We start from the raw sequence: 23463 nt of genomic DNA, 5'->3' as shown, positions 1-23463 counted from the left end.
GGTGCGTGATGGTTCCAGCACATCACATAACGCACGGGCTCGGTCACTATTCGTTGCGAATTGACCTGAAGTGGAAGCTGAGGCTCCCGTTGGGCGAGGCGTCCCGGCTGTCAGACGAGGCGTATCGGCTTCTCGGGGCGTATCCCCGCGGTGGCCAGCCAGTCGCGCAGCGGGCCCGGGTCGCCCTCCTCGATCAGGCTCAGCACCCGCGGGGTCAGGTCGGCCGCCCGCTCGCCGTGCAGCAGCAGGGACGGGCCGTCCAGCCAGTCCAGCGCCGGGACCGCGCCCGCGGTGTCGACGGCGGCGCAGCACACCATCGCGGTGACGTGGGCGGTCAGCAGTTCGCGGGCGGTACGCGGGGGCTGGAGGGGGACGAGGGGCAGCGCGCCGCCGTCCCAGAGGGTGCGGGGCGGGCTCTGGCCCGCGGCGGTGGCGCCGCGCGGCACGGCGTTCTCCTCCCGGGCCACCTCGGCGCTGAGGCCGGCGGCGAGGAGGGCGCTGCGTTCGGTGCCCGGGTCGTCGTCCTCGTCGGGGTCGTCGGCCGCCGTGAGACCGGTGTCCGCGTGGCTGCCCGCATCGGGGCGGGCGGGGACGAGGGCGGCGCCGGACGCGGTCGCCGTCGGGCCCGCGGGGCCCGCTGGCCCGGTGGCGGGGTCCATGGGCTCGGTGGCGGGGTCCGTCGGCTCGGTGAGGTGGTCCAGGATCCGGGCCAGGGTGGGGGCCCCGGTGTGCCGGGCGGGGCGGGGGCCGAGGGAGTCCAGGACCCGGTGCAGCCGGGCCGCGTCGGCGCGCCAGGTGCGGTCCACGACCTCCTCCGGGTACGACTGCCAGTCCACCGGCGCCCAGTCGGCGCGGGGTCCGGCGGGGCCGCCGTGGAAGAGGCGCGCGGCGAGCAGCGAGGTGGCCTCGTCCACGCTGCCGGGCTCCTCCAGCAGATCGCAGGCGGGCCGCTCGCCGAGGCGGGACGTGAAGCCCTCGGCCAGCCGGTCGCGCCGGGACAACTCGGTGAGCGCGGCGACCACGCCCGCGTCCAGCCGGGAGGGCCAGCGGCCCATCCGCCACGCGGGCAGCGCCACCCGGGTCAGCAGCCGGTCCCAGCCCGCGTACGCGAGCCCGACCTGCTCCTGGGCGACGATCCGCAGTCCGTAGTCCACCGTCTGCGCCCGCTCGGCGGCCGCCGCGGCGACCCCGCGCTCCATCTGCGCGGCGTGCTCACGGCAGGCGCCCAGCAGCAGCCGGGCCACCCGGCCGAGGACCGCGCAGGCGCCGCGGGCCAGCGGACCCCGCCGCGGCGTGGCGGCCACGGCCACGGTGGCGTCGAGGCCGCGCACGAAGCGCCGGGCGGCGGCTATGTCGGGCTGCGCCGAGGGGCCCGTACCGGCGACGACCGGGGCGATGACGGCACGCAGCTCACCGACCCGCATCCACCACAGGAACGGGGAGCCGATGACGAGGACCGGCGCGACGGGGACCCGGCGGGGGCGGCGCCCCTCACCCGGCGGGTCCGCCGCACCGGGACCGGTACGGACGGGCGGGCCGTGCGCCGGGTGCGTGCGGTCCTCCAGCCAGCTGTCGCAGTCCGGGGTGAGGGCTATGGCGGAGGGCGCCGGGACCGCCAGCCTGTCGGCGAGGTCGCGCACCATCCGGTACAGGTCGGGGGCGGACTCCTCCGTGACGGGCACGGTGGGCGTCATGGCGGGACGGGCCCGGGCGACGACCAGGGCGATGCCGGCGGTGGCCAGCAGGACGAGGACCGCGAGGACGCCCACGGCCCAGCGGGCGGCGTCCCAGCCGGGGCCGACCAGATGGCCGGTGGCCGCGCCGGCCAGCAGGATCACCTCGGCGGCCGCGGGCAGCACGGCCACGCCCAGGGCCCGGCCCCGGACCCGCAACACCGCGAGGGCCCGGGAACGCGCGGCCTGCGCGCCCGCTTCCACACCGATTCCGGTCATCTGCCGACCTCACCCCCTCCCCTGCCGATGCCGCGCTGTCCTGGTGCTGCTCACTCCCCCACTGTGGCATCCGTCACTGACAACGCAATGCCGGTGGGCCAAGTGCGCAGTGCCGGTGGGCAAGCGCGCAATGCCGGTGTGCCAAGTACCGGAACGCTTGCGCGGCACCCTAGTTGCGGCCCCGGCCCACGTCAGCCGGATGGGCGATTGCTCACTCGATGGAATGGCCTTGGTCAAAGCTGGGTGACAGACAGCAAAGATCAGGCCCCGGATTGCGGATCCGGGGCCTGTCGGGGTGAAACGGGAGCTGGGAGGCGTCGGGAGGGCGCTCAGAGCGCCTCGGCGGCCGCCTTCGCCGCGATGTCCGTACGGTACTGCCCGCCGTCGAGCCGAATCCGGCCCACCGCCCGGTACGCCCGCTCGCGCGCCTCGGTCAGGTCCTTGCCGGACGCGGTGACGGACAGCACGCGACCGCCCGCGCTGACGACCGCGTCGCCGTCCTGCCGAGTGCCCGCGTGCAGCACATAGGCATCCGGGGCGTCCTCGGCGGCCACCTCGGCCAGACCCGTGATCGGGTCGCCGGTGCGCGGGGTGCCGGGGTAGTTGTGGGAGGCGACGACGACGGTGACGGCCGCGTCCTCACTCCAGCGCAGCGGCGGCAGGTCGGCGAGGTTGCCGGTGGCGGCGGCCATCAGCAGCCCGGCCAGCGGGGTGCGCAGCCGGGCCAGTACGACCTGGGTCTCGGGGTCGCCGAAGCGGGCGTTGAACTCGATGACCCGCACACCCCGGGCGGTGATCGCCAGACCGGCGTAGAGCAGTCCGGAGAACGGGGCGCCGCGGCGGCGCAGTTCGTCCACCGTCGGCTGGAGCACCGTGTGCAGCACCTCGTCGACCAGCTTCGGGTCGGCCCACGGCAGCGGCGAATAGGCGCCCATGCCGCCGGTGTTGGGGCCCTCGTCGCCGTCCAGGGCGCGCTTGAAGTCCTGGGCGGGCTGGAGCGGTACGACGGTCTCGCCGTCGGTGACCGCGAACAGGGACACCTCGGGTCCGTCGAGGAACTCCTCGATCACCACGCGCTCGCAGGCGGCGGCGTGTGCCTTGGCGGCGGCCAGGTCGGAGGTGACGACGACGCCCTTGCCGGCGGCGAGTCCGTCGTCCTTGACGACGTAGGGGGCACCGAAGGCGTCGAGGGCCTCGGCGACCTCGTCGGCGGTGGTGCAGACGTACGACCGGGCGGTCGGCACCCCGGCCGAGGCCATGACGTCCTTGGCGAACGCCTTGGACCCCTCCAGCCGGGCGGCCGCGCCGGACGGGCCGAACACCGGGATGCCGGCGGCGCGCACGGCGTCGGCGACACCGGCGACCAGGGGGGCCTCCGGGCCGACGACGACCAGCTCGGCACCGAGCCGCTGCGCCAGCGCGGTCACCGCGGCACCGTCGAGCGCGTCGACCTGGTGCAGCTCGGCGACCTCGGCGATGCCGGCGTTGCCGGGGGCGCAGTGCAGCGCGGTGACGTCGGGATCGAGGGACAGGGAACGGCACAGGGCGTGTTCGCGGGCGCCGCTGCCGATGACGAGGACGTTCACGGGGTCAGCCTAATGGCAAGGTTGCCGAAGCCTTGGGGGTGGGGAAGCCGTACGTTCCTACAAGGGTGTGGCGGGGGGTAAGGGGGGCGGGGGTGGACCGTGCGTGTTCGGGTGCCGGGGCCGTGGTGGCTGAGCGCGCAGTTCCCCGTGCCCCTGAAGGGGTTGCCGGGGGCGTCGGCTGCAAGGAGCTGTCTGACTGCGACTGAGGGGACTGCGGGCCGTCGTCAGGTGCGAGAGCATCGTGGCAGGGCGCGCAGTTCCCCGCGCCCCTGAAGGGGTTGCCGGGGGCCTCGACTGCAAGGGGCTGTCTGATTACGGCTGAGGGGACTGCGGGCCGTCGTCAGGTGCGAGAGCATCGTGGCAGGGCGCGCAGTTCCCCGCGCCCCTGAAGGGGTTGCCGGGGGCCTCGACTGCACAAGGCAGCCTGAACGCGACTGAGGGGACTGCGGGCCGTCGCCCGGTGCGGGAGCGTCGTGGCCGGGCGCGCGGTTCCCCGCGCCCCCGAGGGGGTTGCCGGGGGCGCGGTCGGCGGTCGCTCACTCGTTGGTGAATTCCTCCACCACTGTCGCGCCCAGTTCGCGCATGATCAGGTCGTGGCCGGAGAGGGCGGATTCGTCCAGGTCGGGGTCGTCGTCCTCGGGGATGTCGTCCTCGGGGGAGACGGGGGGCGGCTCGGGGGCGGCGGGGCGAGGGCTCGCCGGGCCGGATACCGGGGGTGTGGACGCGGGGGCGGAGGGCTGGGGGGAAGGGGCGCGGGGCGCGGGCGAGGAGCCGTAGCCGCTGCCGGCGGGCGCGCCGCCACCGCCGTAACCGCCGCTGGGGGCACCCGAGCCGCCACCGAAGCCCGCTGAGCCGCCGCCCGGGGCAGGGGGCGCGGAGCCGCCGCCGGACGGGTCGATCAGCGACTCGATCTTCCACTGCACGTTGAACTGCTCGGCCAGCGCGGCCCGCAGCACGTCCTCGCTGCCGCTGCTCGCGAAGTTGTCACGAGCCCCGGCGTTCACGAAGCCCAGCTGGAGCGTGGTGCCGTCGAAGCCGGTGACCTGGGCGTTCTGGCTGAGCAGGATCCAGGTGAAGCGCCGGCGGTTCTTCACGGCCTCCAGGATGTTCGGCCAGAGCATCCGGGGGTCGAGCCCACCGGCGGGGGCGGCCGCGGGAGGCTGGGGAGCCGAGGGCGCGGGGGCGGCGAGAGCCGGCTGGGCCCCCTGCGGCCGGGGGGCGGCCGCGGGGGCCTGCTGCTGCGGGGCGCCGGGCGCGGCGGCGGTGGGCCAGCCACCGGGGCGCCGTCCGCCACCGACGGGAGCGGCCGTGGGCCAGGCACCGGGGGCGCCGGATGCGGGAGCAGCCTGAGCGGCCGGGGCCGGCTGCTCGACGGGGGCAGGGGCCGGAGCGGGCGCCACCGGAGCGGCGGGCTCGGGAGCAGGGGTGGGAGCGGGGGCAGGTGCTGGCGCGATCGGAGCGGCAGCCGGAGCCGAAGGCGCACCACCGACGCCACCGGCACCAGGCACACCACCGGCACCCGGAACCGGACCGGGACCGTTGCCAGGAGCCGCTCCGCCCGGCACTCCCCGCGCCGCCGCCCGGGCCGCAGCCGGGCCGCCGCCGGGTGGGACCGTCACGGCGGGGGCGCCGCCGTGGGCCTCCGGGCCGGGGACGTAGCCCATGGCGGGGGCGCCGGCGCCGGCGCTGAAGTTGACGCCGCGCTCGATGCGGTCGAGGCGGGCCATGAGGGAGCGCTCGTCGCCGTAGGCAGCGGGGAGCAGGACGCGGGCGCAGATGAGTTCGAGCTGGAGGCGGGGCGAGGTGGCGCCGCGCATCTCGGTCAGGCCCTGGTTGACCAGGTCGGCGGCGCGGCTCAGCTCGGCCGCGCCGAAGGTGGACGCCTGGGCCTGCATGCGCTCCAGGACGTCGGCGGGGGCGTCGATGAGCCCCTTGTCGACGGCGTCCGGCACGGCGGCGAGGATCACCAGGTCGCGGAGGCGTTCGAGCAGGTCGGCGACGAAGCGGCGCGGGTCGTTGCCGCCCTCGATGATGTGGTCGACGACCTCGAAGGCGGCCGCGCCGTCACCGGTGGCGAAGGCCTCGACCACGGAGTCGAGGAGGGAGCCGTCGGTGTAGCCGAGGAGGGCGGTGGCCATGGTGTACGTCACACCGTCCGCGCCCGCGCCGGCGAGGAGTTGGTCCATGACCGACATGGAGTCACGGACGGATCCGGCGCCCGCGCGCACCACCAGGGGAAGCACACCGTCCTCGACGGGGATGTCCTCCTTCTGGCACACCTCGCCGAGGTAGTCCCGCAGGGTGCCGGGCGGCACCAGCCGGAACGGGTAGTGGTGGGTCCGCGAGCGGATGGTGCCGATGACCTTCTCGGGCTCGGTCGTGGCGAAGATGAACTTGAGGTGCTCGGGCGGCTCCTCGACGACCTTCAGCAGGGCGTTGAAGCCGGCCGACGTGACCATGTGGGCCTCGTCGATGATGTAGATCTTGTACCGGCTGCCCGCGGGGCCGAAGAATGCCTTCTCGCGCAGTTCACGGGCGTCGTCCACGCCACCGTGGGAGGCGGCGTCGATCTCGATGACGTCGATCGAACCCGGTCCGTTGCGCGCGAGGTCCTGGCAGGACTGGCACTCGCCGCACGGGGTGGGGGTGGGGCCCTGCTCGCAGTTGAGGCAGCGGGCGAGGATGCGCGCGCTGGTGGTCTTCCCGCAGCCACGCGGCCCGCTGAACAGGTACGCGTGATTGACCCGGTTGTTGCGCAGCGCCTGCTGCAACGGGTCGGTGACATGCTCCTGCCCGATGACCTCGGCAAAGGTCTCGGGACGGTAGCGGCGGTACAGCGCGAGAGACGACACGCTTACGAGGTTATAGGCGTGCACTGACAACCGGGCCCGCCGAAGCCCCCGGCAACGCAGACGCCCCCCACGCACCCGCCAGAGCCGACCTACCCTTGCTGCCTTCCGGCCCTGGGGGAGTTCAGTCAGATAGCGCCGCGTGAGGGGCTACGCAGAGAGTACCCGATCCGGGCCTGCGGGAACGAGTTCGCGAGCACCCTCCTCGGTCATGTAATGTTCCGACCGGAGGATTCGCCTAGAGGCCTAGGGCGCACGCTTGGAAAGCGTGTTGGGGGCAACCCCTCACGAGTTCGAATCTCGTATCCTCCGCCAGTGCCTCACCGGGCACGATGTCGAAGGGCCCCACTGTTTGCAGTGGGGCCCTTCGACGTTGTGCGCTCACCGCCCGCGTGTGATCACAAGAAAGTCACAAGGCGGAACAGGCGGGCGCCCCGGTCGCCGATCGCCCGGAGAATCGCGCTCTGCGCATTTCACTGGGGGGTGGGAATGAGCGCTTATCGCTTCAATCCGCCGCCGGGCTGGCCCGTGCCGCCCGCGGGGTGGACGCCGCCGGCGGACTGGCGGCCCGATCCGTCATGGCCGGCCGCTCCGGAGGGGTGGCAGTTGTGGATACCGGAGGGCGGCCCCGCACCCGGCACTCCTGCCGTCGGCCCCGCACCCGGCACCCTTGTCGCCGGTCCCGCACCCGGTGCCCCGGTCGCCGGTCCCACCACCGGCACCCTTGCCGTCGGTCCCACCACCGGCGCCCCTGTCGGTGGTGCCGTGGCCGCGGTTCCGGCGCCGCGCAAGGGGCGGTTGTTCGGGCGGCGTCGGGCGGAGGCCGTCTCCGAGGCGGAGGAGTTGCGGGCCTGGATCGCGCGGACGCAGGGGCTGGACGCCGAGCGCGTCGCCGGTCTCGTACGGCAGGTCGAGGCGGAGGCCGCGGCGCTGCGGGAGAGGGCGGTCGCCGAAGCCGGTGCCGAGGCCCGGGAGATCGTCGAGGACGCGCGGGCGACGGCGAGGGAGATCCTCGCCGACGCGCGGGAGGCGGCCAAGGTGACGGACCGGCTGCGCAGGGACGCCGACCGGCAGCGTGCGGACGTCTCCGCCGCCGAGCGACGGCTCGCCGAACTCCAGGCGCGGATCGTCAACGCCGATGAGACCGCCCTGCTCCAGGAGGCGGGGATCTACGCCTACCGCCATGTCCTCCAGGACGCGATCGCCTACCGCAGCCGCCTGGACACGCTCCGGAACGAGATCAAGTCGCTCACCCGCGCGGGCCGGGCCGTGCACGCCACCACGGACTGGACGGTCAACGGCTCCAAGCGCGAGGGCCAGAAGATGGTCCGTGACTTCTCCAAGCTCATGCTGCGCGCCTACAACGCCGAGGCCGACTACGCGGTGCGGTCCATGCGGCCGTACCGGCTCGCCTCTCTCGTCGACCGGCTCTACAAGAGCCGCGAGACGATCGCCAAGCTGGGCGCCACCATGCACATCCGGATCAGCGACGAGTTCCACAACGCGCGGGTGCGCGAGCTGGAGCTCACCGCCGACTACCTCCAGAAGAAGGACGAGGAGAAGGAGGCCCAGCGCGAGGCGCGTGCCCGGGAGCGGGAGGAGGCGGCCGTGCAGCGGGAGCTGGACCGGCAGCGCGAGAAGCTGAACAAGGAACTCGGCCACTACCAGGCGGCGCTGGAGCGGCTGCGCGAGCGCGGGGACGCGGGCGGCGCCGCGGAGCTGGAGGCCAAGCTGGCCGAGATCGAGCACTCGCTCCAGGACGTCGAGTCCCGTGCGGCCAACGTCCGTACCGGCTATGTGTACGTCATCTCGAACATCGGCGCCTTCGGCGATCGCATCGTGAAGATCGGCATGACCCGCCGGCTCGAACCCCTTGAGCGGGTCTACGAGTTGAGCGGTGCGGCCGTCCCCTTCCGTTTCGACGTGCACGCGCTGATCTTCAGCAAGGACGCGGTCGGTCTGGAGGCGGAACTGCACCGGCACTTCGCGTCCCAGCGGGTCAACCAGGTCAACAGCCGCAAGGAGTTCTTCTACGCCACGCCGGTCGAGGTCCGCGACGCGCTGCACCGGTTCGCCGGGCAGCACCTGATCGAGTTCACCGAGGAGCCCCAGGCCCTGGAGTGGCGGGCGAGCAGGAACGGCGACGCGGGCGGCACCACGCGGCCGGGCGGAGCGCTCACCAGGTAGGCCGCGCCGACACACCGCCGTCCACCACCAGATCGTGCCCGGTGATCCAGGAGGCGAGCGGCGAGGCCAGGAAGACACAGGCGTCGGCGACGTCCTCGGGGCGGCCCAGGCGGCCGGTGGGGGCGGCGGCGAGCCAGCGGTGGACGCCGTCCGGCCAGGCGGTGGAGAGGCCCGGGCGGTCGATCAGGCCCGGGGAGACCGTGTTGACGCGGATGCCGTCGGGGCCGTACTCCAGGGCGGCTGCTCGGGCGTGCGTCACCACCGCCGCCTTGGCCGCGCCGTAGTGGGCGTGGCCGGGGGCGGGGTGCCCGGCCTCGATGGAGGCGATGTGGGTGACGGTGCCGCCGCCGTGCCCGCGCATATGGGCCGCGGCGGCCTGGGTGCAGGCGAAGACGCTGGTCAGGTCGGTGTCGACCACCGCGCGCCACTCGGCGGCGGTCATCCCGGGCAGTGGCTGGACCGGCTGCGCGGCCGCGTTGTTGACCAGCGCGGTGAGCCGGCCGCCGGACCATTCCAGGGTGTCGTGGACCAGGCGGTGGCAGGCGTCCTCGTCGGTCAGGTCCGCGCGCAGCACGACCGCCAGGCCGCCCGCAGCCCGGATCCGGTCGGCGGTCTCCCCGGCCGCGGCGGTCGCCGTACGGCAGTGCAGGGCGACCGCCGCGCCCTGTTCGGCGAAGCGCAGCGCGAGGGCCCGGCCGATGCCGCCGCCCGCGCCGGTCACCAGGGCGGTCTGTCCGTCGAGGAGGCTCATGGGCGGCACAGTTCCCTGATCCGGGCGGCCTCGGCGGGGTAACGCGCCGTGAGGTCCGCGGCGTCCCCGTGTTCGTAGTCCGCGTAGGTGAACCCGGGGGCCGTCGTGCAGCCGAAGAACGTCCAGCCGCCGCCCGGGGCCACTCGCGCCCCCATCCAGGTGCGGGCCGGGACGGTCAGCTGGACCTGCTGGCCGGCGCGCAGGTCGGGGCCGAGTACGGCGGTGCGGGTGGTGCCGTCGGGGGCGAGGAGCAGCATGCGCAGCGGGTCGCCGAGGTAGAAGTGCCAGATCTCGGCGTAGGGCAGGCGGTGCAGGGCGGAGTGGTCGTCCGCCGTGAGCAGGGCCACGATGGCGGCGCCGGCGGGGCGGCCGTCCGCCCGCTCGGGCCCCTCCCAGGTACGCCGGAACAGACCGCCCTCGCGGGGGATCGGTTCGAGTCCGTAGTGCGCGATCAGCTCGTGCGGAGTCGTCACCCCCGGAAGGCTACCCCCGCTCTACCCGCGTTCCAGGAAGGCGAGTTGGGCGTGCTTCTCGGGCAGGTACACATCGGGGAGGTCCACCTCGGGCAGCACGACGGCGGGTCCGGGCACGAAGCCCTGGCGGACGAAGCGGGCGATCGCCTTGGCGTTGCGGACGTCCGGGTCGACCACCAGCCGCCGCCGGCCGAGGGCGGTCAGCGCGTACGTCGTCAGGACCGTGAGCAGCGCGGTGGACCAGCCGGGGCGGGCTCCCGCGGTGTCGGCGGGGGCGAGCAGGACATGGACGCCGAGGTCGCCGGGCCGTACGTCGTAGCACTCGCCGACGCGGTCCGCGGCGGGCTCGTACGTCTGGAACAGGGCGGCCGGGGCGCCGTCCTTGGTGACCAGGTGGGCGTGGTGGGTGTCCAGGGTGGCCATATGGGCGTAGATCTCGGCGACCTGGTCGCGGCTGAGGCCGGTCATGCCCCAGAAGGCGGCGCGTTCCTCGCTCACCCAGGCGTGGATCACGTCCGTGTCGCTGGCGGGGTCCAGGGGGCGGATGCGGACGGTGCCGAAGCCGTCGACGTGCTGTTCGTACGGCGTTTGGTGCGTGTCAGTGGTCATGCGGGGTGCTCCAGGGTGCGGTCGGGGGTGAGCCGGTTCCAGTCGGTGACGACGGGGGCGAGTTCTCCCCCGAGCCACAGCGGGAGTTGGTCGTGGTGGTGCGGGCTCCCGGGGACGCCGTCGGCGCCGAAGGGGACCACCCAGCGGCTGGCGTCCCGGTCGGCGAGGTCCCAGACCCAGCGGGCGGCGGGGCCGCGGACGGCGCGGTCGGTGAGGCCGGGCACGGCGGAGGTGCACAGCACGCAGTCGTGGTCGCCGGCGAGGCCGGGGGTGGCCAGGCCGTCCGGCAGGGCCCCCCAGGGGGCCAGGCGGTGGGTGTCCGACCAGGTGCCGGTGGGGGGTTCGGCGGCCACGGCCTCAAGTGCCCTGCGGATGAGGGCCGGTCGGTCGATGCCGTACAACTCCTCGGCGCGCAGGAGGTGTTCGAGGGCGAATCCGATGCGCGGGACGAGGGCCAGCCAGGGGCGCAGCGCCTCCGGGCACGCCGGGGGTTCGGTGAGCGGTGCGAACACCGGTTGTGCGGCCAGGAGTTGTACGACGGCGCCGCGCAGCGCCGCGTAGCGGGCCGCGTCGGTGCTGTCGGCGGCCATGCGGCGGTCCCACGCGAGCAGGCTCTCGCGCAGCCGGGTCGCGGCCGGGGTGAGGCCGTCGAGCGCGGTGAGGTGGTCGAGGAGGGGCGCGGCGGAGGCGAGATGGGTGTCGGTGTGGATCGCGGCCATCTCCCCGGCGCTCCAGCGGCCACCGGTGTCGAGCAGGTCGCGGATGCGGTCGGCGCGGTGCGGCGGGGCGAACTCCACGCCGAGCGGGGCGGCCGGGCCGCGCTGGTTGGCCATCACGGCGATGCCGTCCGGGACGGGGGCGTACGGCATCTCGTGCCAGCCGTGCCAGTCGTGGCCGGGGCGCCAGGCGGGCACGGGGTGCAGGCGGTTGGCGCGGGCGCGCAGCGGGACGCGCCCGGCGACCCGGTGCAGGGTGCCGCCGTCGGTGTCGGCCGCCTGGACGACGTTCACCGGCTCGGCCCAGGCGTCCAGGGCCCGGTCGACATCGGTGACGTTCCGCGCACGCAGAAGCCCGAGCAGGGCGCTGAAGCCGAGGTCCTCGGTGACGCGGGGCGGGTACCGCAGGGCGAGCGCCCCGCCGTCGGCGCCCTCCGGGTCGTACGACGCCTCCGGGCCTCCCGCGATCACCGGCCCCCGCTCCGTCTCGACCACCTCGACCTCGACCGGCGCCTCCCCCGCGACCTCCAGCGTCTCGGTGTGCGTGTGCGCCGGGTGCCAGCGGCCGTCCGGGCCCAGCGCCTCGACGGAGGAGCCCGCGCGGCGCAGGCGTTCGCGGTAGAGGTCCTGGTAGTCGGCCATGGCGTTGGTGATGCCCCAGGCGACCGCGCCCGCGTGGCCGAAGTGGGGCAGGCCGGGGACGCCGGGGACGGCGAGGCCGACGGCGTCGAACTCGGGGCAGGCCAGACGGATCTGCTGGTAGACGCCGGGGTCCTCGATGAAGCGGTGCGGGTCGCCGGCGAGCAGCGGCAGGCCGGTGGCGGTGCGGGCGCCGGAGAGCAGCCAGCCGTTGCTGCCCGCGGTGCCGGGGCCGTCGGTGGCGAACAGGCCCACCGCGTCCGGGCCCAGGTGCCGGATCGCCTGCTCGCGCCAGAGCTTGGCCGGGAAGCCCGCGAAGAGGAGATGGGTGGAGAGCCAGACGGCGAGCGGGGTCCAGGGCTCCCAGCGGCCCGGGGTGAGCGCGGTGCGGGCGAACTCCGGCGCGCGGCGGGCGCCGGCCGGCAGTCCCTCGTTGACGCCGTCGGCGTACGACCGTACCCAGCGTGCCGTCTCCGGGTCCCGGCGTTCCAGCGCGGCGAAGCAGCGGCGGGCGGTGTCGGCCAGGCGCGCCCGGCGGGCGAGGACGTCCCAGGGGACCTCACCGGGGCCGAGGAAGGATGCCGAAGTTCCCTGGGCGCGGTGCCGTTCGACCTCCAGCTGCCAGGCCCGGTCGAGCGCGGTGACCCGGCCCTGGGCGCGGGCCAGCGCGTGCACGTCCGCCGCGCGCAGATGGGGGATGCCGAAGGCGTCGCGGTAGGTCTCGCTGGTCACCCCGAGCCCTCCAAATCTTAGGTTAGCCTTGCCTAATTTCCAACGGGGGGAATCGTACGCGACGCGCGATCACCCGCGACGCGGGATCATCGACCCATGGACGTCACCCTGCACCTCGCCCAGGACCCGGCGGCCGACGCGCTGCTCGGGCGCTCGCCCCTCGCCGCGCTCACCGGGATGCTGCTGGACCAGCAGGTCCCGATGGAGTGGGCGTTCAAGGGGCCCCGGACCATCGCGGACCGGCTCGGCGCCGAGGACCTGGACGCGCACGAGATCGCCGCGCGGGACCCGGAGGTGTTCGCCGCGCTGCTCTCCGAGAAGCCCGCCGTGCACCGCTACCCGGGCGCCATGGCCAAGCGCGTCCAGCAGCTGTGCCAGTACCTGGTCGAGCACTACGACGGGGACGCCGAGGCCGTCTGGCGGGGCGTCGGCAGCGGGGCCGAGCTGCTGAAACGCCTGGAGGACCTGCCGGGGTTCGGCCGGCAGAAGGCGCAGATCTTCCTCTCGCTGCTGGGCAAGCAGCTCGGGGTCACGCCCACGGGCTGGCGCGAGGCGGCCGGCGCCTACGGCGAACCGGAGTCCTACCGGTCCGTCGCCGACATCACCGGACCGGACTCGCTCATCAAGGTGCGCGCCCACAAGCAGGAGATGAAGGCCGCGGCCAAGGCGGCGAAAGCGGCCCGCGGGTAGCCCCGGGAACAGAACCCGCGGCAGCCCCCCGGGTACACCTGGTGGCCCACCCGGGTGGCCCACCCGGGTGGCGGACCACCCGGAGCCGTTCCGAGCATGGAGCATGACCGAGGCATCGCAGCACGGACCGGAACAGGGCCGTGAGTACGACGACCAGCGCGTCCACGGCGGCCGGCCGCCGGGCGCCCCGCGCCAACCGCAGGCGCGCCATGAGCGCCATGAGGCCGAACCGCCGGTCGAGGGACCGCTGCACGCCCTGGCCAAGGCCGCCTGGCAGGTGGTCCTGGTCACCGGGATCGCCTCGCTGATCCTGGGCATCCTGGTCCTGGTGTGGCCGGGCCACTCCCTGGTCGTGGCCGGCGTCCTCTTCGGGCTCTACCTGCTGGTCAGCGGCGTCTTCCAGCTGACCGCCGCGTTCGGCACGCACCAGGCGACCTCGCTGCGGGTGCTGGCGTTCATCAGCGGCGCGCTGTCGATCCTGCTCGGCCTGCTCTGCTTCCGCGGGCCCATGCAGTCGATCCTGCTGCTCGCCCTGTGGATCGGCATCGGCTGGCTGATCCGCGGGGTCACCCACACCATGGCCGCGATCTCCGACCCCCGGATGCCCGCGCGCGGCTGGCAGATCGTGCTCGGCGTGCTGACCTTCGTCGCCGGGATCGTGCTGATCGACTCGCCCTTCCGGTCGGTGGCCGTGCTGACCCTCGTCGGCGGCATCTGGCTCATCGTGGTGGGCGTCACCGAGATCATCACCGCGTTCCGCATCCGCCACCGGGCGAAGCAGGTGCCGCAGACCGTCTGAACCCGGCCGAACCGCGGGACCGGGGGCGCGCTCACCGCCCCCGGTCGTTCACCGTCTGCGGCGCGCGGTCCCGAACAGGGAGCGGGTGATCTCGCGGCCCAGCTGGGTGCCGACCGAGCGGGCCAGGGACTTGAACATCCCGCTGCCGACGACCTGTTCGACCAGCGTGGGCTCCTCCTTCGCCGGGCGCTCGCGCGGGGCCTCGGGCGGCGCCGCCACCGGTGCGGCGGTCAGCCTCTCGTACGCCGACTCGCGGTCCACAGCCTGTGCATAACGGTCGTGGAGCGGCGAGTTCCGTACCGCCTCGTCCAGTTCGGCCGGATCCAGCGGGCCCATCAGGGACTCGGGGGCGCGCAGCCGGGTGGCGGCGACGGGGGTGGGGGCGCCGCTCTCGCCGAGCACGGTCACCACCGCCTCGCCGGTGCCCAGGCCGGTGAGCAGTTCCTCCAGGTCGTACGCCGATCTCGGGAAGGTCCGCACGGTCGCCCGCAGCGCCTTCTGGTCGTCCGGTGTGAAGGCCCGCAGCGCGTGCTGGACCCGGTTGCCGAGCTGGCCGAGGACGTCGGCGGGCACGTCCTTCGGGGTCTGGGTGACGAAGAAGACCCCGACGCCCTTGGAGCGGATCAGCCGCACGGTCTGGGTGATCGAGTCCAGGAACGCCTTGGACGCGCCGTTGAACAGCAGATGCGCCTCGTCGAAGAAGAACACCAGCTTCGGCTTGTCGGCGTCGCCGATCTCGGGCAGGTCGTGGAAGAGGTCGGCCAGCAGCCACATCAGGAAGGTGGAGAACAGCTGCGGTCTGTCCTGTACGGCGGAGAGTTCGAGGACGGAGACGATGCCCCGGCCGTCGTCCGCCGTGCGCAGGAAGCCGGCCGTGTCGAACTCCGGCTCCCCGAAGAAGTCCGCCATGCCCTGCGCCTCGAAGGCGGTCAGGGAGCGCAGGATCACCCCGGCGGTGGCCGTGGAGAGCCCGCCGATGCCCTTCAGCTCGGGTCTGCCCTCGTCGGAGGTGAGGAAGGCGACGACCGCCCTGAGGTCCTTGAGGTCGATCAGCTCCAGGCCCTTGGTGTCGGCGTAGTGGAAGATCAGGCCGAGGGACTGCTCCTGGGTCTGGTTGAGCCCCAGCACCTTGGACAGCAGCACCGGTCCAAAACTCGTGACCGTGGCGCGCACCGGGATGCCGTGGCCGAGTCCGCCGAGCGCGTAGAACTCCGCCGGGAACCCGGCCGGGGTCCAGCCCTGGCCGACCTCACCGGACCGCTGCCGTACCCGGTGGTTCTCCTGGCCGGGGCGCGCGATGCCGGACAGGTCGCCCTTGATGTCCGCGAGGAACACCGGCACCCCCTGCGCCGACAGCTGTTCGGCGATCAGCTGGAGGGTCTTGGTCTTGCCGGTGCCGGTGGCGCCCGCGACCAGGCCGTGCCGGTTGAGCATGGCCAGCGGGACGCGGATCGGGGCGTCCGCGTGGCAGCCGCCGTCCCACAGCAGGGCGCCGAGGTCGAGGGCGGGTCCGGAGAAGGCGTAGCCGGCGGCGATCCGCCGGGCCGGGTCGGGGAGCCCGGCGGGGCCCCGGGGGTCCGCTCCGGGGCCCGTGTCGCGGTTCGCTCCGGGGTCCGCGCCGGGCGCTGCGTCGCGGTCGCTCATCCGGTCCCCTGTTCCCTCGCCACGGCCCCGTCTGTTCCTTCGCCACGGCCCCTGTCGCCGATCGACGGCTTTTGTCCCGTTTGCGGAACCTTTTCAAGCGTCGCACTCCGGCGCCATGGCTGCGCCCGGAACGTCTGGGCCGGTAGGCTTTCCGTGTGATCTTCAAGCGCATCGGAAACGGCCGGCCGTACCCCGATCACGGCCGGGAAAGCACCCGGCAGTGGGCGGACGTCGCGCCGCGCCCGGTCCGCCTCGATCAGCTCGTGACGACCAAACAGCAGCTGGACCTGGAAACCCTGCTCGCGGAGGACTCGACCTTCTACGGCGACCTCTTCGCGCATGTCGTGAAGTGGCAGGGCGATCTCTACCTGGAGGACGGCCTGCACCGCGCGGTGCGCGCGGCGCTCCAGCAGCGCCAGGTGCTGCACGCGCGGGTGCTCGAACTCGGCTGACCGGACCTTCGGCCGGGCCTCGCCGATGCTCCGATCGGCCCTGTGGCGGCCGCGGATTGACCCTTTCGGGTTCCACTGAGCGCCCTGGACTGATCATCTAATAGGCATCCCCGCCTCGGCGCACTACGCTGCGTTCATGAGCATGCTGACTCCCCCCGGCATGGGCGGCAAATACCGGATCACGGGGACGAAGTACCCCCGGATGCGCCGGCCCCGGCGGCGAGGCCGGCTGGTCGCGGCCGTACTGGCCTCCGTGTGCACACTCGGTCTGCTCGGCTGGGGCACGCTGGAACTCATCGACGTCTTCAGCGGCGGCGGATCGACCGCCGACGCCGCGAAGCGCTGCCCGGCCAAGGGCAAGACCGACGCGGCGCGGGCCGCGACCGCGCACGGCGGGAAGGTGCTGCCCCCGCCCGGCCGCATCACCGTGAACGTCTTCAACGCCACCGCCCGCACCGGGCTCGCCAAGGACACCGCGGACCAGCTGAAGAAGCGCGGGTTCAAGATCGGTGACGTCGGCAACGCCGGTGCGGACTACGACAAGAAGGTGAAGGGCGCGGGAGTGGTCATCGGGCCGACGTCCGCGGTCGACACGTCCCTGCCGGTGCTCGGCGCGCAGGTCTCGGGCGCGGAGCAGCGCCCCGACGGGCGCAAGGGGGCCACGCTCGATCTCATCCTCGGGGACGGGTTCAAGGGGCTGGTCAAGCCGGCGGACGCGAACAAGGCGGTGGCGGCCCTGTCCGCGCCGGTGACCGCCGTCGGCTCGCCGGGAAAGAAGGGGTGCTGAGGCTTCGTCGCCACGTGCGGTTCCGACGTGGCTGATCGCGCAGTTCCCCGCGCCCCCACGGGGGCGCGCTGAAACCCTCGCTACTCCGCCGCGCCGTACAGCCGGTCACCCGCGTCGCCGAGGCCCGGGATGATGTAGCCGTGCTCGTTGAGGTGGTCGTCGACCGCGGCGGTCACCACCGTCACCGGCGTGCCCGCCAGTTCGCGCTCCATCACCTCGACGCCCTCGGGCGCGGCCAGCAGGACCACGGCCGTGACATCGTCCGCGCCGCGCCGGATCAGCTCGCGGATGGCGGCGACCAGGGTGCCGCCGGTGGCCAGCATCGGGTCGAGGACGTAGACCTGGCGGCCCGAGAGGTCCTCCGGCATCCGGGTGGCGTACGTGGAGGCCTCAAGGGTCTCCTCGTTGCGGATCATGCCGAGGAAGCCCACCTCGGCGGTCGGCAGCAGCCGGACCATGCCGTCGAGCATGCCGAGACCGGCACGCAGGATCGGCACCACGAGCGGGCGGGGGCGGGCGAGCTTGACGCCGGTGGTGCGGGCGACCGGCGTGTCGACGTCGACGATCTCGGTGCGCACGTCCCGCGTGGCCTCGTAGGCGAGCAGGGTGACCAGTTCGTCGGCGAGCCGGCGGAAGGTCGCGGAGTCGGTGCGCTGGTCGCGCAACGTGGTGAGCTTGTGAGCGACCAGGGGGTGGTCGACGACGTGGAGGCGCATGCCCATAACGGTACCTGCGCCCCGGACCGGTCCGCGCTGGCGTCAAACCGGCCGTCCGGGGGAAGGTGACAGAGACGGACTGGGGTGGTGTGACGTGTCTGACCTGCCTGATACTCCCGACGACGCGTACGGGTCCAGGACCGCTGGTCCCGAGGCCGAGGCCGAACGGCGCCGTCGCAGAGCCCGGTTCCTGCGCGAGCTGGCCGAGGCCCGTGCGCTGCGCGAGCGGGTCCAGCCGCGACGCGCCAAGGCGGCCCGGTTGCGCCACGCGATGCGGATGCGGACCTTCCGCTGGTAAGGCCGGGGCCATGAGCTGGGACCCCTGGGCAAGAAGCGGGTGAGGAAGATCGCCGGCCGGGCCGAAGTTTCCGAGGTGGGCGTGCGTGAGCGTCTCGCAAAGCCGCGTACGATCCGCAGGTGGCCGCAATGAGAGCGCTGGTGACTCTGTGACGATTCACGCTCGAAACCGCCAGACACAGGGAGCCGAAGACGTCCCCTGAACGCCTTGTTTCTGCCACGATTCCGAGTGGGTGGGGCTCGGAGCCCAGCTCTCTCCGCCCAAGAACCTCCGCCGGGGGGACCCCCAACCGGCACGCCTATGACCAGTGGGAGAGTCACGGTGTACTTCGCCGCACTGCTCGCGCGCACCGAAGACGGGTGGAAAGCGAGCGACACAGAGCTCGACGATGTGGAGACCCTGTCGGATCTGGCCGATCTGGCCCGTGAATCCTCTCCCGAGGAGGACACGGTGCTCGTCCTGATCGAGCAGGAGGACGCGTGGTTCGGCGTCGTCCGCGTGGACGGGGAGGAAGACCCCCGCATCTACGTCTCGGACGCGGCTGCCGCCGCCCGCAGCGCCTACGGGGAGCTGCTGCTCACCGATGAGCTGCTGGGCCGGGAGCCCGGCGCCGCCGATGTCCCCGACCTGGACGAACTCGACCTCGACGGCACCGAGGACGGCGAGTCCGAGGCCGATGACGACGACGGGGACGAGGAGGGTGGCACCGGCGACGCGGTGCCGCACAGTCCGGTCGGCGACAGCGGGATCCTCGACGACCTGGGCATCAGCGAGAAGGAACTGCGCACCCTGGACGCCGAGGACGCGCTCGGTTCCATCGCCGAGGCCCTGGGCGCCTCGGAGGTGCTGGAGACCGTCCGCTGACCGCGGGACGACCGGTGGGTGACACCCGTGCGGCGCCGGACCCGGTGCGCGACCCCTGGCGGGACGCGATGCGGCTCGCCCTGGCCGAGGCCGAGGCCGCCGTCCGGGGCGGGGACGTCCCCGTCGGCGCCGTCGTCCTGTCCCCCGACGGTACGACGGTGCTCGCCACCGGGCACAACGAGCGCGAGGCCACCGGCGATCCCACAGCCCACGCGGAGGTCCTGGCGATCCGCCGGGCCGCCGCGCGCCTCGGCGAGTGGCGGCTGACCGGCTGCACGCTCGTGGTCACCCTGGAGCCCTGCACCATGTGCGCGGGCGCGCTGGTGCAGTCCCGGGTGGACCGGGTGGTCTACGGCGCCCGGGACGACAAGGCGGGCGCCGCGGGCTCGCTGTGGGACGTGCTGCGCGACCGGCGGCTCAACCACCGCCCGGAGGTCGTCGAAGGCGTCCTCGCGGGGGAGTGCGCGGCCCTGCTCACGGAGTTTTTCCGGGACCGCTGAATACCGATTTCGAACCACGCCCCACCGTGCTGTAAGGTCTCCCTCGGTAGCGTGTCCGAGCGGCCGAAGGAGCTCGCCTCGAAAGCGAGTGTGGCGCAAGTCACCGAGGGTTCAAATCCCTCCGCTACCGCTTCCGAAAGGGCCTCGTCGCAAGACGGGGCCCTTTCCGCATACGCCCAAATCGCCTTGCACAGCGGGCCGTTGGTCCCCGATAAAGGGGTGAACGTTACACTCGCCGCCGGCAGGCAGGGGCCCATCGGGCCATGGACACACGGGAGGGCCGCGGTGGCGGTGAACGCCAAGAAGATCGTTCTGTACGCGCTCGTGGTCTTCGTGCTGTACGTGATCATCACGGACCCGGCCAAGGCGGCCAGCTATGTCCAGATAGGCTTCGAGGGCATATCGGACGCGGCCAGGGCCATCGGGGACTTCATGACCTGGGCCGCCAACGGAGGAAAGAACTGAGGTACTCCGCATGATCCGCCACTTGGTCCTGTTCAAGCTCAACGAGGGCGTCGAGCGCGACGATCCGCGGGTCGCGGCGGGCGTGGCGGCCTTCCGGGCGCTGCCGGAGCAGATCGAGGAACTGCGTTCCTGGGAGTGCGCCTGGAACATCACCGACCGGCCGATCGCCTACGACTTCGCGATCAACTCGGCGGTCGAGGACACCGGTGCCCTCCAGCGCTATCTGGAGCACCCGGCCCACCAGGCGGGCGTCGCCCTGTGGCGCGAGTTCGCCACGTGGGTGATCGCGGACTACGAGTTCTAGGCCCCCTTCCCGCCCACCTTTTCCTGAGCCTCCCGCCGTGCAGGCGGGGGGCTTTCGCGTGTTCCACGCCCCAACTTGTCAATGATTGAACACAACACGGCGTTATCCGGTGCTTGCACACAGTGCACATGTCTTGTGATGCTATGACCGCTTTTGACGGATGATTGACCGAAGAGGTGGCGTTGACCGTGCCGGCCAGTACTGCGCCGCCCCAGGAGGAGGCCCCCGTCCCCGCCTCTCTACCCCCAGGGAAACGCCGCGGCGCGGACACCCGGGCCCTGACCCAGGTGCTCTTCGCCGAGCTGAAGGAGCTCGCGCCCGGCACTCCGGAGCACAACCGCGTGCGGGGCGCGCTGATCGAGGCGAACCTCCCGCTCGTGCGCTACGCCGCCGCCCGCTTCCGCTCCCGCAACGAGCCCATGGAGGACGTGATCCAGGTCGGCACCATCGGTCTGATCAACGCCATCGACCGCTTCGACCCGGACCGGGGCGTGCAGTTCCCGACCTTCGCCATGCCGACCGTCGTGGGCGAGATCAAGCGGTACTTCCGGGACAACGTCCGCACCGTGCACGTACCGCGCCGGCTGCACGAGCTGTGGGTGCAGGTCAACAGCGCCACCGAGGACCTGACCACGCTGCACGGCCGCTCCCCCTCCACCGCCGAGATCGCCGAGCGGCTGCGGATCAGCGAGGAGGAGGTGCTCAGCTGCATCGAGGCGGGCCGCTCGTACCACGCCACCTCCCTGGAGGCCGCGCAGGAGGGCGACGGGCTGCCCGGGCTGCTGGACCGCATCGGCTACGAGGACCCGGCCCTGGACGGCGTGGAGCACCGCGACCTGGTCCGCCACCTCCTGGTCCAACTCCCCGAGCGCGAACAGCGGATCCTGCTGCTGCGCTACTACAGCAACCTCACCCAGTCGCAGATCAGCGCGGAACTCGGCGTCTCCCAGATGCATGTCTCGCGTCTGCTCGCCCGCAGCTTCCAGCGGCTGCGCTCGGCGAACCGCATCGACGCGTAGCCGGTGACCACAACCGGACCGTGGTCACGGCCGCCCCACAAGCGGTCCGACGTATAACAGAGCCCCGGGCGCATACCGGGCAAGTCGGTGGTCGCACAGTGGGCGCACCGAAGCACACACCCGAACAGCTCTGCATCGCAAACCCGATCGAGCGCTCACCGCCCCGAGCGATTCGCTCACCAGGGCTGTTTCCGGAGTTGAGAACCCGAAAGCCCGTCAGACCCCTTTTATCCAGCGGTGATTCGGATCTTCCGTGTCGACATGTCTCTACAGCGCGTTGCCGACATGTGACATTCTGCGGAAGACGCGTTTGCCGGGGCCTCGGCACCGGTATTCAGGTGAAGGCTGCGTTGCTCGACTCGACGGCGCGGCCGCGATCGTCCCGCGACCCGAAGGGGGTGGCATGTCCGCAGAACAGGGCAGCTCGAAAGTGCTGACGCCCGCGAAGAGCGAGGCGGCGCCCAAGGAGCTCGACGCACTCGACGTCCTCGACGGCATCGAGGTCGTCACGACCCTCGACGCCGTGCCTGCCCCGGCCACCCCGCCGACGGGCGAGGCCATCGACACCCGCACCCTGTCCCGCTCCCTGTTCCTGCGCCTGGCCGCGCTGGACGAGAACAGCCCCGAGCGCGCCTACGTCCGGGACACCCTGATCGAGCTGAACCTGCCGCTGGTCCGCTACGCGGCGGCACGTTTCCGCTCGCGCAACGAGCCGATGGAGGACATCGTCCAGGTCGGCACCATCGGCCTGATCAAGGCGATCGACCGCTTCGACTGCGAACGGGGCGTGGAGTTCCCGACGTTCGCGATGCCGACGGTGGTCGGCGAGATCAAGCGCTTCTTCCGCGACACCTCCTGGTCGGTGCGGGTGCCGCGCCGCCTCCAGGAGCTGCGCCTGGCCCTCACCAAGGCCAGCGACGAGCTGTCGCAGAAGCTGGACCGCTCCCCCACGGTGACCGAACTGGCCGCCGTCCTCGGTGTCTCCGAGGAGGACGTGGTCGACGGCCTCGCGGTCGGCAACGCGTACACCGCCTCCTCGCTGGACTCCCCGGCCCCGGAGGACGACGGCGGCGAGGGCTCCCTGGCCGACCGGCTGGGCTACGAGGACACCGCCCTGGAGGGGGTGGAGTACCGCGAGTCCCTCAAGCCGCTGCTGGCCAAACTCCCGCCCCGGGAGCGGCGGATCATCATGCTGCGCTTCTTCGCCAACATGACGCAGTCGCAGATCGGCGAGGAGGTCGGCATCTCCCAGATGCATGTCTCCCGGCTGCTCACCCGGACCCTGTCCCAACTGCGCGAGGGCCTGATCTCGGACTGAGGGTTCCCATCTGACGGAGCGTCAGCCACCATGGCCGGATGCTTCGTCATGGGACGCTTCGTTCGACGACATGGTCACCCGGCCGCCGGCGCGCCCTCGCGGGAGCCTCGGCGGCCGTCGTGTGCCTGGGCGCGGCCCTCGGGGCGTGCGCCGGCTCGGGCGGCGGGGGCGGCTATGTGGCGGTGGGTGGCGCGGGACGCCCGGGTCCGGTCGACGCGAGCCCCACGGGGTCGGTGACGATGGCCCCGCTGGACGGGCCGAAGGGCGGCGGGACGACTTCTCCGGGCACCGCCGGCTCCCCGTCGGGCGCCACCGGCTCCGGACCGGGTCCCGCGCGGGTCGGCAACGGCCCCGTCCCGAGCACGCCGGACCGGCCCTCCCCGACCGGCACGAGCACGGGCGCGGGTGCGAGCCCGGGCGGGGGCCCGGGTACGGGTGACGGTCGTACGACCCCCGCCCCCGCCCCACCGGACCCGACCCCCGCTCCCACCGCGCCGCCCGCGCCCGCCGCCCTCTCCTGGGGAGAGCCGGTGACGGCGGACGGGGATCAGCGGTGGTGCCAGAAGGTGACCGTGGGCTTCCGGAACTCCGGGGGCACAGCGGTGCGTTCGGGGTCGGTGACGTTCGGGACGCACGTCATCGGGGCGCTCGGCATCGACTGGTCGACCGTGCGGACGTCCGAGGCGCTCCCGGTGCCGATCGGCGCCGGGGCGCGCACGGACCACACCTGGACGGTGTGCCTCGACGCCTGGAGAGTGCCGCTGGGCATGCACATCGAGACGCGGGACCTGTCCGTCCAGTGGAAGTGATCGCCGGAGAAGGGGTGCCCCCCTCCGGGTGCGCCGGTTACTTCAGCGCGAGCCAGGCGACGCCGGCCACGACCACGAGGGCCACGATGACGCCGATGATCACGCCGACGCGCGGACCGGAGGAAGAGGGGGCGGCCGCCTGCTGCTGACGCCCCTGCGGAGCCTCGTCGACGAACGCGCGGAACATCTGAGTGCTGCCGGCAGGGTCGTAATTGCCCTGGGGGCCCTGGGTGTTAGCCATGAGCCGAGACCTTAGCGAAGACGGGCCGGGGCACCCAAGTGGGGGGCCACCGGGACAGACGGG

At 73.1% G+C, this 23463-nt stretch carries 23 protein-coding genes, 2 tRNA genes and 1 other RNA gene; 15 read left to right on the top strand and 11 right to left on the bottom strand.

Annotated features, from left to right (window positions below; genetic code table 11):
* Nucleotides 1–110: 110 nt before the first annotated feature.
* The 4 genes from HEP81_RS20010 to ffs form a co-directional block, all read right to left on the bottom strand.
* A complete protein-coding gene (locus HEP81_RS20010; RefSeq protein ID WP_037650663.1) occupies nt 111–1952 on the bottom strand; it encodes a M48 family metalloprotease in 1842 nt (613 codons plus the stop codon).
* A gap of 329 nt (nt 1953–2281) precedes the next feature.
* Nucleotides 2282–3538, bottom strand: coding sequence for a phosphoribosylamine--glycine ligase (purD, locus tag HEP81_RS20005; protein ID WP_037650661.1), 1257 nt, complete (start codon nt 3536–3538; stop codon nt 2282–2284).
* 536 nt (nt 3539–4074) lie between these two features.
* Nucleotides 4075–6390, bottom strand: coding sequence for a DNA polymerase III subunit gamma and tau (locus tag HEP81_RS20000; protein WP_037650658.1), 2316 nt, complete (start codon nt 6388–6390; stop codon nt 4075–4077).
* Between the two features lie 56 nt (nt 6391–6446).
* An RNA gene (gene ffs, locus HEP81_RS19995) (signal recognition particle sRNA small type) lies at nt 6447–6541 on the bottom strand.
* Between the two features lie 73 nt (nt 6542–6614).
* Here ffs and HEP81_RS19990 point away from each other — a divergent pair.
* Nucleotides 6615–6702 (top strand) — tRNA-Ser (locus HEP81_RS19990).
* 174 nt (nt 6703–6876) lie between these two features.
* Nucleotides 6877–8574, top strand: a complete 1698-nt coding sequence (locus HEP81_RS19985; RefSeq protein ID WP_078967110.1) for an SNIPE associated domain-containing protein — start codon at nt 6877–6879, stop codon at nt 8572–8574.
* On the opposite strand, the gene HEP81_RS19980 is transcribed toward HEP81_RS19985, so the two are convergent.
* Genes HEP81_RS19980 through HEP81_RS19965 form a run of 4 tightly spaced genes read right to left on the bottom strand, consistent with a single transcriptional unit; the run spans nt 8564 to nt 12494 of the window.
* Entirely contained in the window at nt 8564–9325 is a 762-nt protein-coding gene (locus tag HEP81_RS19980; protein WP_037650656.1) for an SDR family NAD(P)-dependent oxidoreductase, read from the bottom strand. The genes HEP81_RS19985 and HEP81_RS19980 overlap by 11 nt on opposite strands.
* On the bottom strand, nt 9322–9798 hold the full coding sequence (locus HEP81_RS19975; RefSeq protein ID WP_037650654.1) for a cupin domain-containing protein: 477 nt from the start codon (nt 9796–9798) through the stop codon (nt 9322–9324). Before HEP81_RS19975 ends, HEP81_RS19980 begins: the two co-directional genes overlap by 4 nt.
* A 21-nt stretch (nt 9799–9819) precedes the next feature.
* Nucleotides 9820–10407 carry a GNAT family N-acetyltransferase gene (locus HEP81_RS19970; RefSeq protein WP_037650652.1) on the bottom strand — a complete coding sequence of 196 codons (588 nt, stop codon included), beginning with the start codon at nt 10405–10407 and terminating at the stop codon, nt 9820–9822.
* The gene (locus HEP81_RS19965) at nt 10404–12494 is read right to left on the bottom strand and encodes a penicillin acylase family protein (RefSeq protein ID WP_037650649.1); all 2091 of its coding nucleotides are present in this window, start codon (nt 12492–12494) and stop codon (nt 10404–10406) included. The genes HEP81_RS19970 and HEP81_RS19965 overlap by 4 nt, the downstream gene beginning before the upstream one ends.
* A gap of 96 nt (nt 12495–12590) precedes the next feature.
* On the opposite strand from HEP81_RS19965, the gene HEP81_RS19960 reads away from it, so the two are divergent.
* Nucleotides 12591–13184 carry an HhH-GPD-type base excision DNA repair protein gene (locus HEP81_RS19960; protein ID WP_037650646.1) on the top strand — a complete coding sequence of 198 codons (594 nt, stop codon included), beginning with the start codon at nt 12591–12593 and terminating at the stop codon, nt 13182–13184.
* A gap of 103 nt (nt 13185–13287) precedes the next feature.
* A complete protein-coding gene (locus HEP81_RS19955) occupies nt 13288–13983 on the top strand; it encodes an HdeD family acid-resistance protein (RefSeq protein ID WP_037650645.1) in 696 nt (231 codons plus the stop codon).
* A 48-nt stretch (nt 13984–14031) separates the two neighbouring features.
* On the opposite strand, the gene HEP81_RS19950 is transcribed toward HEP81_RS19955, so the two are convergent.
* Nucleotides 14032–15627, bottom strand: coding sequence for a helicase HerA-like domain-containing protein (locus HEP81_RS19950; RefSeq protein WP_037650643.1), 1596 nt, complete (start codon nt 15625–15627; stop codon nt 14032–14034).
* Nucleotides 15628–15782: 155 nt separating this feature from the next.
* Between HEP81_RS19950 and HEP81_RS19945 the strand changes: the two genes are divergently transcribed.
* Together HEP81_RS19945 and HEP81_RS19940 are read left to right on the top strand one after the other, a co-directional pair.
* Nucleotides 15783–16079 (top strand): type II toxin-antitoxin system VapB family antitoxin, encoded by a 297-nt coding sequence (locus tag HEP81_RS19945; RefSeq protein WP_003986294.1) that lies wholly within the window; start codon nt 15783–15785, stop codon nt 16077–16079.
* A gap of 136 nt (nt 16080–16215) precedes the next feature.
* Nucleotides 16216–16866: a LytR C-terminal domain-containing protein gene (locus HEP81_RS19940; protein WP_243279499.1), complete on the top strand. Its 651-nt coding sequence runs from the start codon at nt 16216–16218 to the stop codon at nt 16864–16866.
* A gap of 80 nt (nt 16867–16946) precedes the next feature.
* On the opposite strand, the gene upp is transcribed toward HEP81_RS19940, so the two are convergent.
* Nucleotides 16947–17582: a uracil phosphoribosyltransferase gene (upp, locus tag HEP81_RS19935; protein WP_037650841.1), complete on the bottom strand. Its 636-nt coding sequence runs from the start codon at nt 17580–17582 to the stop codon at nt 16947–16949.
* A 103-nt stretch (nt 17583–17685) separates the two neighbouring features.
* Between upp and HEP81_RS19930 the strand changes: the two genes are divergently transcribed.
* The 9 genes from HEP81_RS19930 to HEP81_RS19890 all read left to right on the top strand — a co-directional run bounded on the left by HEP81_RS19930 (nt 17686) and on the right by HEP81_RS19890 (nt 23159).
* A complete protein-coding gene (locus HEP81_RS19930) occupies nt 17686–17880 on the top strand; it encodes a hypothetical protein (protein ID WP_037650840.1) in 195 nt (64 codons plus the stop codon).
* A gap of 321 nt (nt 17881–18201) precedes the next feature.
* Complete coding sequence (locus HEP81_RS19925) at nt 18202–18744, top strand: tRNA adenosine deaminase-associated protein (RefSeq protein WP_037650638.1); 543 nt, start codon at nt 18202–18204, stop codon at nt 18742–18744.
* Between the two features lie 68 nt (nt 18745–18812).
* Nucleotides 18813–19244, top strand: coding sequence for a tRNA adenosine(34) deaminase TadA (tadA, locus tag HEP81_RS19920; RefSeq protein ID WP_037650838.1), 432 nt, complete (start codon nt 18813–18815; stop codon nt 19242–19244).
* A gap of 45 nt (nt 19245–19289) precedes the next feature.
* Nucleotides 19290–19374 (top strand) — tRNA-Ser (locus HEP81_RS19915).
* A 155-nt stretch (nt 19375–19529) separates the two neighbouring features.
* Complete coding sequence (locus HEP81_RS19910; RefSeq protein WP_037650636.1) at nt 19530–19709, top strand: hypothetical protein; 180 nt, start codon at nt 19530–19532, stop codon at nt 19707–19709.
* Between the two features lie 10 nt (nt 19710–19719).
* Entirely contained in the window at nt 19720–20013 is a 294-nt protein-coding gene (locus HEP81_RS19905) for a Dabb family protein (protein ID WP_037650634.1), read from the top strand.
* Between the two features lie 164 nt (nt 20014–20177).
* On the top strand, nt 20178–21032 hold the full coding sequence (locus tag HEP81_RS19900) for an RNA polymerase sigma factor SigF (protein WP_078967108.1): 855 nt from the start codon (nt 20178–20180) through the stop codon (nt 21030–21032).
* A 403-nt stretch (nt 21033–21435) separates the two neighbouring features.
* Nucleotides 21436–22350, top strand: a complete 915-nt coding sequence (locus HEP81_RS19895) for an RNA polymerase sigma factor SigF (RefSeq protein ID WP_037650631.1) — start codon at nt 21436–21438, stop codon at nt 22348–22350.
* Nucleotides 22351–22388: 38 nt separating this feature from the next.
* On the top strand, nt 22389–23159 hold the full coding sequence (locus HEP81_RS19890) for a hypothetical protein (protein WP_078967107.1): 771 nt from the start codon (nt 22389–22391) through the stop codon (nt 23157–23159).
* A 37-nt stretch (nt 23160–23196) separates the two neighbouring features.
* On the opposite strand, the gene HEP81_RS19885 is transcribed toward HEP81_RS19890, so the two are convergent.
* The gene (locus HEP81_RS19885; protein WP_037650629.1) at nt 23197–23400 is read right to left on the bottom strand and encodes a hypothetical protein; all 204 of its coding nucleotides are present in this window, start codon (nt 23398–23400) and stop codon (nt 23197–23199) included.
* Nucleotides 23401–23463 lie beyond the last annotated feature (63 nt).

The sequence above is a fragment of the Streptomyces griseofuscus genome, assembly GCF_014673495.1.
In the GTDB taxonomy this organism is placed as follows: domain Bacteria; phylum Actinomycetota; class Actinomycetes; order Streptomycetales; family Streptomycetaceae; genus Streptomyces; species Streptomyces murinus.
This window is presented reverse-complemented; position numbering and strand designations above follow the sequence as displayed.